The sequence below is a fragment of the Streptomyces sp. NPDC017520 genome (assembly GCF_044329855.1).
In the GTDB taxonomy this organism is placed as follows: Bacteria; Actinomycetota; Actinomycetes; order Streptomycetales; family Streptomycetaceae; genus Streptomyces.
Window position 1 is genome coordinate 20,840 of the sequence record NZ_JBIRKB010000010.1, and the last position, 12,394, is coordinate 33,233.

The 12,394-nt window shown below is 72.1% G+C and carries 8 protein-coding genes and 1 pseudogene; 7 read left to right on the forward strand and 2 right to left on the reverse strand.

The genetic code is table 11. The features are described from left to right. The first annotated feature begins 86 nt into the window (after positions 1 to 86). From pseB to ACH4KB_RS23710, 7 genes and pseudogenes are all read left to right on the forward strand, one after another. Positions 87 to 1,082: a UDP-N-acetylglucosamine 4,6-dehydratase (inverting) gene (gene pseB, locus ACH4KB_RS23680; RefSeq protein ID WP_398067887.1), complete on the forward strand. Its 996-nt coding sequence runs from the start codon at positions 87 to 89 to the stop codon at positions 1,080 to 1,082. Next, positions 1,079 to 4,003: a condensation domain-containing protein gene (locus tag ACH4KB_RS23685; protein ID WP_398067888.1), complete on the forward strand. Its 2,925-nt coding sequence runs from the start codon at positions 1,079 to 1,081 to the stop codon at positions 4,001 to 4,003. The genes pseB and ACH4KB_RS23685 overlap by 4 nt, the downstream gene beginning before the upstream one ends. Before the next feature lie 73 nt (positions 4,004 to 4,076). Beyond that, on the forward strand, positions 4,077 to 5,984 hold the full coding sequence (locus ACH4KB_RS23690) for an ABC transporter ATP-binding protein (protein WP_398067889.1): 1,908 nt from the start codon (positions 4,077 to 4,079) through the stop codon (positions 5,982 to 5,984). Then, positions 5,981 to 7,771, forward strand: coding sequence for an ABC transporter ATP-binding protein (locus ACH4KB_RS23695; RefSeq protein WP_398067890.1), 1,791 nt, complete (start codon positions 5,981 to 5,983; stop codon positions 7,769 to 7,771). The genes ACH4KB_RS23690 and ACH4KB_RS23695 overlap by 4 nt, the downstream gene beginning before the upstream one ends. Before the next feature lie 335 nt (positions 7,772 to 8,106). Beyond that, a pseudogene (locus ACH4KB_RS23700) lies at positions 8,107 to 9,254 on the forward strand (hypothetical protein). An 11-nt stretch (positions 9,255 to 9,265) separates the two neighbouring features. After that, a complete protein-coding gene (locus ACH4KB_RS23705; protein ID WP_398067891.1) occupies positions 9,266 to 9,889 on the forward strand; it encodes a papain-like cysteine peptidase in 624 nt (207 codons plus the stop codon). A gap of 65 nt (positions 9,890 to 9,954) precedes the next feature. Next, positions 9,955 to 10,707 (forward strand): PIG-L deacetylase family protein, encoded by a 753-nt coding sequence (locus ACH4KB_RS23710; protein ID WP_398067892.1) that lies wholly within the window; start codon positions 9,955 to 9,957, stop codon positions 10,705 to 10,707. Between the two features lie 180 nt (positions 10,708 to 10,887). On the opposite strand, the gene pssA is transcribed toward ACH4KB_RS23710, so the two are convergent. Both pssA and ACH4KB_RS23720 read right to left on the reverse strand, forming a co-directional pair. After that, complete coding sequence (pssA, locus tag ACH4KB_RS23715; RefSeq protein WP_398067893.1) at positions 10,888 to 11,751, reverse strand: CDP-diacylglycerol--serine O-phosphatidyltransferase; 864 nt, start codon at positions 11,749 to 11,751, stop codon at positions 10,888 to 10,890. After that, positions 11,738 to 12,385, reverse strand: a complete 648-nt coding sequence (locus tag ACH4KB_RS23720; protein WP_003965076.1) for a phosphatidylserine decarboxylase — start codon at positions 12,383 to 12,385, stop codon at positions 11,738 to 11,740. The genes pssA and ACH4KB_RS23720 overlap by 14 nt, the downstream gene beginning before the upstream one ends. Positions 12,386 to 12,394: the final 9 nt, after the last annotated feature.

Here is a 12,394-nt window from a genome sequence, read left to right on the forward strand (position 1 = left end):
CCGTCGGTCCCGGACGCAGCCGGCCGGCGCCCGTTCGACGCCGGGTTCCCGGCCTTCCACGACAAGCACAACAGGAGTTGAGTATTTTGCAGACGCTCCAGGGTTCCACCCTGATGGTCACCGGGGCCACCGGCTCCTTCGGAAGGGCGCTCATCAGGCACGTCCTGGACCACCACCGTCCGGCACGCATCGTGGCCTACTCGCGGGACGAACTCAAGCAGTACGAGGCCCGCCGCCACTTCGACGACGACCCCCGGGTGCGATGGGTCATCGGCGACATACGCGACCGGGAGAGACTCGTCTCCGCGATGCGCGGTGTGGACCACGTCGTCCACGCCGCCGCCCTGAAACAGGTGGACACCGGGGAGTCCAACCCCTCGGAGTTCGTCCACACCAACGTCCTCGGCTCGCAGAACGTGGTCGACGCCGCGATCCGGACGGGCGTGCGGAAGGTCGTGGCGCTCTCCACCGACAAGGCCTGCCGGCCGATCAACCTGTACGGCGCCACCAAACTCGTCGCGGACAAACTGTTCATCGCGGCGAACCTCCAGACGGCCCACGAGAGCACCCGGTTCGCGGTGGTGCGGTACGGGAACGTCCTCGGGAGCAGGGGCTCCGTGGTCCCGTTCTTCCTTGAGCGGGGGCGCGCCGGAAAGTCCCTGCCCATCACGGACAAGCGGATGACCCGCTTCTGGCTCGGTCTCGACGAGGCGATCAGCTTCGTCGTGGACTCCCTCGACCTGATGCGGGGCGGCGAGCTGTTCGTACCGCGCATACCCAGCATGAGGATCGTCGACCTGGCGGAGGCCGTCGTGCCGGACGCCCTCATGCATGAGGTGGGGCTGCGTCCCGGCGAGAAGCTCCACGAGGAGATGATCCATCCGGACGACGCCTCCAACGTGGTCCGGCTGGGCAACCGGTACATCGTGCAGCCCACCCACGGCGGTGCCTGGAACTACCGGCCGCCCGCCGATGCCGTGCCGGTACCGAGCGGGTTCTCCTACTGTTCCGACCAGAACAGCCAGTGGCTCACCGCCGACGACCTCCGGACCATGCTCGAACGGACCGGTGACCTGTCATGAGGCCGGAGACCACCAAGACCACGGATGCCGTACGCGCGCTGGCGCGTCGCCTCGCCGACTACGCGGTGCTCGCCCACGACCCGGCGGTGCCGGCCGCCACGGCCGGCTACTGGGAGATGAGCCGCGCCGACTACGCCGCGGTCGACGACGCGGTGCGCGGCCTGCTGGCCGACGACCCGGACGGCGCGCGGGCGCATACGGTGCTGACCGCCGCCCCCCACGCCCCGGAGAGCCACCGGGAGCTCGCCGAACACCTGGCAGGGGCGCTGCGCCGGCGGCCGGCCCGGCAGGCGCGGCTGAGCGCACTGGCCGGCGCAGCGGACAGGAACATCTGGCTCGACCACCACCTCGGCGACCGGCACTCGGGGGACACGAAACCGCTCGGGCTGGAGGAGGTGCGCGCCCTGGTCCGGCCCCGGACGGAGCCGCCGGCGGCCGAGGGCCGCCAGGTACATGTGGTCATCCCGTTCCGTGACCGTACCGGCGGCGGGCGCGCCCGTAACCTGCTGGCCTGTCTGATCGCCCTGCGCGACCAGGACTACGAGGCCGGACCGCTCCGGGTGACAGTCGTCGAGACCGACGACCGGCCGCGTTGGCGGGAACTGGTCGAACCGCTGGTCGACTCCTATGTGTTCGCCGGCCACGACGGACGGTTCAACAAGTCCTGGGCGGTCAACGTCGGCGTGGCCGCCGGGGCCGCCGGGGCCGCCGGGGCCGCCGAGCCCGCCCGGGTCTGCGTCTGCGTCCTGGACGCGGACATCCTGGTCGACCGCTCCTTCGTCCGCCGCAACGTCCGACGGTTCCTCGACGACGGCCACACCGCGCACGTCTGCTGCGACCGGTCCCTCTCCCTCGACGGCCCGTCGACGGCCGAGGCGATCACCCGACGCTGCTCCGCCGGTGATGCCGAGGTGCCGTTGGACGTGCTGCGCGGCGTCCTGCTGCGCGAGCCGCCGGGCGGCGCCCTGTGGGTGCGCGGCGACGCGTACGACGACGTCGGCGGCTTCGACGAGCGCTTCGAGGGCTGGGGTGGCGAGGACGAGGACATCACCCGCAGGCTGAGTCGGAGCGGCGACTTCCGGCGCTACCGCGATGAACCGCTGCTGCACCTGGACCACCCGCGTCCCCCGATGCGTGACAACGCGGAGCAGCCGTTCAACGCCCATGTGGAGATGGGTACGTGGGACGGCCGTGACGGCTACGGTGACCCGCTCAAATACACGGCCGACGGAACGCGTTCGGCAGCCGTGATCGACTTCTCGGCCTCCGCCAGGCCGCCCGGCCCCCTGATGTGGGGGCAACGGCTGCTGTGGAACGACTGCCGTTGGATGGGGGAGAAGGACTACTACTTCAACATGACCGTCTCCGTTCCGGTTCCGCCGGGGCGCCGGCTCGCCGAGGTCCTGGACTGCCTGCGGCAGCTGGTCCACCGCCACGAGGCGTTGCGGAGCAGGGTCGTCGTCGCTTCCGACGGCGAACCGCGCCAGGAGGTCGCGGCCTCGGGAACGATCGACGTGCTGCTGGCGGAGGCGGCTCGGGAGAAGGTCGACGAGGTCGCCGCCGACTGCCGGGCCGAGCTGTTCGGCCGGTCCTTCCACCTGGCCGACGAATGGCCGGTGCGGCCCGGTGTCGTCTCCGTCGGCGGGGAACCCGTGCGGGTCACCCTGGTCCTCTCGCACGTCTTCGCCGACGCCGGAGCGGCCGGAGTGCTCGCCGAGGAGCTGACGGAACTGCTGGCGGGAACCTCCCCCCGGGATCTCCCGGGGCAGCCGCCCGCGCAGCCGCTGGACCGGGCCGCTCACGAGAACTCCCCGGCCGGCCGACGGCTCTCGGGGAACGCTCTGCGCCGCCTGGAGAAGCAGCTCCGGTCGATCCCGCAGACGATGTTCCCGGGCCCAGAGTCCGAACCCGACCCCTACCGCTATCGCCGGATGGAGATGCGCTCACCGGCCCTCACCGAAGCGCTGCGACGCATTGCCGACCGCGAGAACGCCAGCACCTCGACCGTGCTGCTGGCCACCGTCGCGCTGGTGCTCGCGACCGCCACGGGCCACCGGACCGCGGTGTTCAAGACCGTACTGGGCAACCGTGCCTTTCCCGGCCTGGAGCGGCTGGTCAGCAACACGCTGAGCAACGGCGTCGTGCCGATCGAGATCGAGGACGTGGCCTTCGCCGAGCTCGTGGGCTCGGTCGGCCGGGTGACGATGGGCAACCTGCTGCGCAGCCAGTGCGACCCCGCCGAGCGGGACGCGGTGACGGCCCGCGTCTCCCACGAGCGTGGCGTCCACGTGGACCTCTCGGTGTTCTTCAACGACACCCGCGACATCACCGGCGGGCGGGAACCCCGCGTGCGGCCCGAAGTTGATCTCGAAGCCCTCTCCTCGACGACCCGGACGGCCTGGGTCGGTGAGTGGGAGCGGCAGGACGCCAAGTTCTTCTTCCACACGCGAACGGTCGGCGACTGCGACCACGTGTACGCGATGGTCGACACCGCGTACCTGCCCAGCGCGTCCGTCGAACACCTGCTGCGCGGCATCGAGCGTGTCGCCGTGGGTGTGGCCGACGCGGACAGGCCGGTCGGCGAGCTGCGGGAACTCCTCGGGACGCACGGTCCCGTCGCCCCGGTGCGCGGCTCGGACTGGCTGCTGGTGGACCACTGCTGGGTCCGGCTCGCGGACGTGCGGGCGGTACTGGCAGCGGCACTGCCGAAGTGGCCGTCCGAGGTGGTCGTGGCGGAGGGGGCGGACGGGCCCGCGCTCACGGCCCACGTCGCGTGTGACGATCCCTCGGCCGACCCGGATGAGCTGCACCGCGCCGTGGTCGCGGCCCTCCCGGCCTTTCCGGCCGCCGTGGCGCCGAGCCGCTACCTGATCACCCCGCCGGGAGGGCTGCCCGACGGCCCCGCCGGCCACCGCCGGTGAAGCCCCAGCCGCAGGGGCCCCGGCCCCAGGCTCCGCCGGGCCGGCCCTGTCTCTCTTCCGAAGGAGAATCCCCGTGCTGTCGTCCCTGATCCGGCCGCCGGACGTCGTCGCAGCCATCCGCGGACGAGCGCGCCGTTGGATCGACATCGCCCGTCTGCTGCCGCGAGCGGGAACCCCGGCCATGGTCGGATCCGTGCTGTTGAACGTGGTGCTCGGAATCCTCCCCGGAGTGTTCATCGTCGCCACGAGTGTGCTGCTCGGCCGGGTACCCGGCCTCGCCGAGGCCGGCTCGGGGCTGCCCGCCACGGCCTTCACCGTCCTGTTCCTGGTGGCGGGCGCCTTCGCGTTGCAGCAGTTCCTTTCGCCCTTCCAGGCGGTATGGGCGGAGACCGTCGCACGCCGGGTCGATGAGCACTGCATCGGGCGGCTCCTCGCAGTGACGCTGCGCCGCGCACCCTTCTCCGTCCTGGAGAACCCCTCCCACGCCGACCTGATCGCCGACGCGCGCGCGGCCTTCGCCCGCGCGGTTCCCACACCCGGCGAAGCGGCAGCCGCTCTGCCGCTGCTCCTCGCCCGCTACTGCCAGCTGGCGACGGCGATCGTGCTCGTCGGGTACGTGCTCAGCCCGCTCGCCGCCGCCGTCGCCACGGTGACCTCGTTGGCCGTCAGATTCGGTGTGCGCGGCACGTTGGGGCGGTACGCGGCGCTCTGGGACTCGCTGACCCGGCACCGCCGCCGGACCGGCTACATGAGAGAGCTGGCGACCGGGCAGCGGGCGGCCAAGGAGATCCGGATGCTGCACCTGATGCCGTGGGTGGGCGCCCGGCTCCGCAAGGAGACCATGGCCGAGCTCCAGCCGCTGTGGGACGGAAGCCGGCGCCTGCAGTTCTGGCCGTTCGTCGCCCTGGCAGCCGTCGGCTTCCTCGGCGGATCGACCGTGCTGGGCCTGCTGGCGTCCCAGACCTCGCAGGGCCGCGTCAGCCTGCTGGAGCTGGGCATCGGTCTCCAGGCGGTCCTGATCACCATGCGCTTCGGAGTGGCCTTCCCGGAGTGCGACGTGCAGACCCAGTTCGGGCTGAACTCCTTCCACGCTCTCGAACGGCTGGAGCGAGTGGAGGAGGTGTCGGGGCGCCCCTCACACCGGACGCCCGACTCCGACGCCCCCGCACCCGGGCCGAAGCAACTGATCTCCTTCGAGAAGGTCTCCTTCTCCTACCAGGAGGGGGCTCCGGCGGTACTCGACGGGCTCGACCTGGAGATCCCCGTCGGCAAGTGCACCGCCATCGTCGGCCTCAACGGAGCCGGCAAGACCACGCTGGTCAAGCTGCTGGCCCGGCTCTACGAACCGACCCGGGGCCGCATCCTGGTCGACGGCGCCGACCTGGCCGACTGCGCCCCGGAAGCGTGGCAGCGCCGGATCGCGGTCATCTTCCAGGACTACCTGCGCTACGAACTGCCGGCTCAGGAGAACATCGGCCTCGGCGCACCTCACCTCCTCCACGACGAGGAGGCCGTGCTCGCCGCGGCCGAGAGCGCCGGGGCCGGAGACATCGTGCGGAGTCTGCCCGAGGGCCTGCGCACACCTCTGTCCCGGCACTACTCCGGCGGGCGCGACCTCTCCGGTGGTCAGTGGCAGCGGATAGCGCTGGCCCGGGCCCTGCTGGCAGTCCGTGGCGGCGCCTCGGTACTGGTCCTGGACGAGCCGACCGCGCAGCTGGACGTCCGGGGCGAGGTGCGGTTCTTCGACGATTTCCTGGCCACAGCCGGGGCCCGGGGCGTCACCAGCGTCATCATCTCGCACCGTTTCTCGACCGTGCGGCACGCGGACCGGATCGTGGTCGTCGAGCACGGCCGGGTACGGGAACAGGGCACTCACGACTCACTCATGCGGGCCGGCGGCCGGTACGCGGAGCTGTTCCGACTGCAGGCCCAGCGATTCCACGACGAGGACGAGCAGGAAGAGACAGAGAGCACCCCATGAGAAGTATCTGGACGTCCGCCTCCTACCTGCTGGCTCTCGGATGGCGCACCAGCCGCCGCCGTCTGGTCGTCTCCGTGGTGCTGCTGGCGGTCGGTCATCTGTCCGCGCCGGTGGCGGCCATTCTGCTCGGCGCCTTCTCCGAGGCCGCGCTCTCCGGGCAGACCGCCCACGCCGTCACCCTCTCCATCGGCATCGCCCTGGTCCTGGTCTTCGACCTGACCATGACGCACTTCGCCCACCTCACCTACTACGAACTGGGCCAGCTCGAACAACTCGCCCTCACCGAGGAGGTCGCGGGCATCGTCAACGGCAGCCCGGGGATCGAGGTCCACGACGACCCCCGGTTCAGCGAGACGCTGGCGATGGTGACCGACCGGCTGCTGCAGGTGCGGGCCGCGCTGGAGGCGGCACTGCTCCTGGGCAGCGCCCTGTTGCAGGGCCTGCTGACCGCCGCCGTACTCGCGAGCGTCGATCCCTGGCTGGCGCTGCTGCCGCTGGCGGCCGTACCCGCGGTGCTCGCCAGCACCCGGGCCCAGCGGATCGTGGACGACGCCCGGACCGCGACCGCCTCCCACCTCCAACTGGCCCGCCATCTGGTGGACCTGGGCACCACGGCCACCTCCGCCAAGGAGATCCGGCTCTTCGGCGTCCAGGACGCGGTGGTGGAGCGGCACCGGCGAGCGTGGCGCACCGTCTCCGACCACCTGACCACAGCGCAGTTCCGCAGCGCGCTGCTGCGGGCCTCCGGCCAGGTCGGTTTCGCCGCAGCCTACGGCGTGGCCATTTGGCTGGTCGTGCGAGGGGCGGTCAGCGGTGAGGTCGGCATCGGACAGGTGGTTCTGACCCTCACGCTCTCGGTCCAGGTCGGGGCCCAGGTCGCGACCACTCTGGGGCTGCTCGGCAAGTTGCAGAACGCCGGCCGGGTGGTCGAGCTGATCGCCCGCCTGCGCTCGCTCTCGCCGTCGGCGCCCGAGCAGGTGAGGCCTGGTGCATCGCTTCCGGCGGTGCTGCGCGGTGAAATCCGGCTGGAGGGCGTCTCGTTCACCTATCCCGGTACGGACCGGCTGATCCTGGACAACGTGTCCTTGGCCATCCCGGCCGGTTCCACCGTGGCTCTGGTCGGTGAGAACGGCGCGGGCAAGAGCACCCTCGTCAAGCTCATCTGCGGCCTCTACCGCCCGACCTCCGGCCGCATCCTCGTCGACGGGGTCGATCTCCGGGAGCTCCCCCGCGAGCAGTGGCAGGCCCGGGTCGCCACCCTCTTCCAGGACTTCGCCCGGCTGGAGCTGCGCCTGCGGGAGAACGTCGGCGTCGGCCGGCTCGACGCCATGGAGGACGACGACCAGCTCTGGCAGGCCCTGGACGCGGCACGGTCACGCCCCCTGGTGTCCACGCTGCCGGACGGCCTCGACAGCCTCCTCGGGCACACCTACGGAGACGGCTCGGAGCTCTCCGGCGGGCAGTGGCAGTCCCTGGGCCTCGCCCGCGCCCTGATGCGCACCGACCCCCTGCTGCTGCTCCTGGACGAGCCGGCGGCCGCGCTGGACGCGGCCGCGGAGCACGCGCTCTTCGAACGGTTCGCCGCCAACTCGGCCACCGTCGGCACGGCCAACGGGGCCGTGACCCTCTTCGTCTCCCACCGCTTCTCCACCGTCCGGCTGGCTCAGCACATTGTCGTGCTCGGCCGGGGCCGGGTCATCGAAACCGGCACCCACGATGCCCTCATGGCACGTGCGGGCGTCTACCACGAGATGTTCACCCTCCAGGCCGACGCCTACGGCCGGTGAACGGCGACGAGGCGGCAGGTGCGAGATGAGCTCATGAAGAGGGGCGCGGCGCGTGCGCGTGCGCCGCGCTCAGCCCTCCCGGCCGTCCATCCATGAAGGCCGGCCGGTGATGGCCGGAACTCGACCGTCGATGCGAGCGGGAATCAGGTTCCGGCGCGGCGGCAGGGGAGGTCCGGCCGCCGCGCGAGCGCTCTCGGGGGCCTCGTGATCGGCGGAAAATTGGTCTGGACCACGCGGAATGCCGGTGGTTAGCTCATTGCGGACTCGACACCTTCGGGCCGGGTCCGCCCAGCTTCCGAACCTGCCCTGCCGAGTCCTGCTGAGGGGATCCATCCGTGATCGACATCGTGGCGGTACTCAGGGCCGAGGACGCCGCTCTGGACTTCCTTTCCGTGCTCGGCGGCCAGGAGAACGAGGTCCACGTCCTGTGCGGCGACACCGGCGAGCGCCTGGTGCTCCCCGCGGGACGGCCGCTCGCCGAACGGCTCGACGCCCTGGCCCCACTGGTCGGGCCGGTCGACGAGCACGCCGCCTCGCCCGGATCCGAGGCCCTGGCGGCCCTAGTCGAGGCCGCCGCCCAGGGCGGCCCGGCCCGCCTCTGGACCCACTCGCCCGCCGACACCCGGCGCAGCCGCGGCCGCCTCGGCCGGGACGCCGCCGACGCCGTCGGCGAACGGCCCGTCCTGCATGCCGTCGGCCACTCGCCCTACCTCCAGTTCATCAGCGACCTGGACCGCCCCCTGGACCGGGCCGCGGTCGCGGCCAAGCTCGGCTTCGTCAACCGGCACTGCGGGCACCTGCTGCGCACCGTCTCGGAGGAGCACGTCGTCCGGACCGGGCGGGTCCACGCCAGCGAACGCTTCTTCGCGGCCGGACCCGACGAACGTGAGCGACTGTTCGCGCTCCTCGCCAGCCTCGACGAGGACGCCGCCGCGGTGCCCGACCCCTGGGAATTCGCCACGTCCGCCTACGAGGCGGAGCGGCTGGACGCCACCGTCGCCTGGATCGCCGGACACCGTCCGCCCGGCAGCGGCCCCCTCGTCGAGGTCGGGGCCTGCGAGGGGGCCCTCACCACCCGGCTCGTGGACAAGGGCTTCACCGTCCACGCGACCGAACCCAACCCGGTCTCCGCCACCGGCTGTCCGCCCACGCCGGGGACACCGCGCACCTCCACGCGGAGTCCCTGGAGGACCTGGCCGCCCGCCCGGAACTCCCGGGCGCGGCCTACCTCCTGATCGAGATGCTGTACTACGGCCAGGATCTCGCCCTGCTCGACCGCCTCCCCACCGACCTGGTCTTCGTCGCCCTGGAACCGGAGACGCTCGCCGCCCGGCTGACCCCCTGGCTGGAGCACACCCCGCACTGGGAGAAGGCCGACGAGACGCCGCTGGTCGCCCCGGCGCTGGAAGCCGTCTGCGGCGGCCGCGCCTATCTGAGCAAGCGTGGCAGCATCGGCGTCCTGCTGCGGCGCACCGGCGTCTGACGGAGTCCGCGATGTACGACGCCTGCGTCGGGCTCGGCTACCACTGCGAGTCGACCTACCAGCTCCGCCGGATCACCGGCGTCGAGCGGGCCCACTTCTTCGACTGGCTCGACCTCGACCTCGTCGCCGTGCGGGAGACCATCGAGGCCGACTTCGCCAACGTCCTCCGCCCCGGAACGGGCGAACCGTTCAGCGACGGCGCCTGCGTGCGGGACCGGGGCTCGAACATCCGCTTCTTCCACGAGTTCCACGCCCCGGAGGGCACCCCGCTGACGCCGGCGCTCATCGCCGAGCAGTATCCGGCGGTCCGGGCCAAGTTCGCCCATCTCGCCCACCGCTGGCGGGCCCTGACCGCCTCCGCGTCGCGGGTCCTGTACGTCCACCAGGACGCGTTCGACGAGAGCGGCGCCCCCGCACTGGCCGACCTCCACCGGTTGCTGCGCACCCGCTACCCGGACCACGACTTCGACCTGCTGTGGCTGCGCCGTACGCCCCCGGAGAACGCCGACGCACTCCCTCCCGGCGTCCTGTGGGGGACGGCCGCCCTCAGCCCGGGCCGCTGGGAGGGCGACGACGCCGCCTGGGACACCGCCCTGGCCCCGCTGGACATCCCCCGCCGCACCCCGGGGCCCTGACCACCCGCACCCCGGCGCCCCGACCACCCGCCGGCAGAGCCGCCCGCAACCCCTCCGGAGGAACCGTGCCCATCGCCGTACGCCCGCCCTGGCGCACCGTCGTCATCTCACCGCACTTCGACGACGCCGCCCTCTCCCTCGCCGGACTGCTGCCCGCCCTGCCCGGCCCCCTCGCGGTGGTCACCGTTCACGGCGGCTCCCCGGCCCCCGGCCTCCCGGTCTCGGAGTGGGACGCCCTCTGCGGGTTCAGCTCGCCCGTCGAGGCGTACCGTGCACGCCGGGCCGAGGACGCCCGCTCCTGCGAGCTCCTCGGGGCCGAGCAGGTCCTCGTCGACCACCCCGACGGCCCGTACGTCGGCGAGGGCGACGAGCCCGCCGGCCTCGACCCCCTGCTGCGCTCGCTGGCCCCCGGCACCCGGGTGCTCGTACCGCTCGCCACCAACCAGCGGGACCACGAGGCGGTCCGGCTGCGCACCCAGCGCGTCCTCGCCGCGGCCGGGGCCCCCGAGCCCTGGGTGTACGCCGACCTGCCCTACACCGGACACCTCCCGGAATGGGGTGCCCCCGGAGCGGGCGAGGCACTGGCCGCGAGCGAGGACTGGGGGCCCGCCTACCAGGAGCTGAACCGCACCCACCGGCTCACCGTCCGCCACGAGCTGGTGCTCTCCGACGAGCAGTGGGCGGCCAAGCGCGAGGCGGTTTTGTGCCACGCCTCCCAGCTCGCCGCGCTCGCCCCCGTCCACGGAGCGGTCCTGTCCCGGACGGGCCCGCTGCGCGCCGAGCTGATCTGGAGCCTGGAGCCCCGCGACGACGAGTGACGCGGACGCCGGGGGACCGTACGAGCACCCGGGCGCGCCGGAACGCCCGAGCGCACCGGGAACGCACAAGCGCGCCGGGAACGCCCGAGGGCGCCTGGAACGCCCCAGCGCGCCGGGAACGCACGAGGGCCCCGGATGCCGGGGAGCATCCGGGGCCCTCGCCCTGTTTCCTGTCCGCCGCTACGGCAGCTGAGCCGCCCGCGCCTCGCGCCGGTTGTCACGGAACGTGTTGACCCGTCGCGCCGTGGCGAACAGCGGGATCACCGCGCCGAGCACCACCTGGAGCGCGCAGCCGGTCTGGAGCAGCAGCTGACCGCCGGGCGCGTCGAACGCCCACGCGGCGAGCAGCCCCATCGCGGCCACGATCCAGCCGAGCATCGCCACCGCGAGGACACCCCGCGGCTTGGGGTACTCCACCCGGCTCACCATCAGCCACGCCACACCGACGATCGCCAGCAGGGTGGGCGGGAAGGGCAGCTCCAGGAGCACGATCGAGACGACCGTCAGCGCTCCGAAGGGGCTCGGCATGCCCTGGAACATGCCGTCCTTCAGCGTCACGCAGGAGAATCTCGCAAGCCTGAGCACCACCGCCAGCAGCACGACGATCGCCGCCAGTGCCGACACCCGCTGATGGGCGTCGTCGGCGACCATGCCGTACACGAGCACGAAGTAGGCCGGTGCGAGCCCGAAGCTGATGAGGTCCGAGAGGTTGTCCAGCTCGGCGCCCATCGGCGAGGAGCGCAGCTTGCGCGCCACGAGACCGTCGAACAGGTCGAAGATCGCGGCCATCAGCATGAGGATCACGGCGGTGGCGGCCGAGTGCCGGGCCATGCCCGTCTCGTCGCTGCCCGTGAGGTGCGGGATCAGAATGCCCGTGGTGGTGAAGTACACCGCCATGAATCCGCACGTCGCGTTACCGAGCGTGAGCGTGTCCGCTATCGACAGCCGCATGGAGAGCGGCATGTCCTCCGCGCCGTCGACGTCGTTCTCGTCGTCGGTCTCCGGCACCCAGCCGGCCTTGGTATCAGGATCAATCACGGTCAATTCGAGTCACCCCCGCGGTGGTGGCCTGACCGACCTCGACCGCGACATCGATACCCTCCGGGAGGTAGATGTCCACGCGTGAGCCGAAGCGGATCAGGCCGATGCGCTCGCCCTGCTCCACCTTCGTGCCCTCGGGGAGGTACGGCACGATCCGACGGGCGACCGCTCCCGCGATCTGCACCATCTCGATGTCGCCGAGCTCGGTGTCGAAGTGCCAGACAACGCGCTCGTTGTTCTCGCTCTCCTTGTTGAACGCCGGAACGAAGCCGCCCGGGATGTGCTCGACCGACGTCACGGTGCCCGCCAGCGGAGCGCGGTTGACGTGGACGTTGAGCGGGCTCATGAAGATCGCGACGCGGGTGCGCCCGTCCTTCCACGGCATGATGCTCTGCACCACACCGTCGGCCGGGGAGATGACCCGGCCGTCAGTGATCTCGCGCTCGGGGTCACGGAAGAACCACAGCATGCCCGCCGCGAGCGCGGTGGTGGGCACGGCCACTGCTGCCCAGCGCCCCGACTTGCGGGCGCGGGCCAGGCTGAGGGCTGCGGTGGCGACGGTCGGCAGGAGCCACGGCGATGCTCCGCGGGCGATGCGGACCCCGCCGCGGGATGCGGAGGAAGTGCTGTCGGGCATGAATGACCT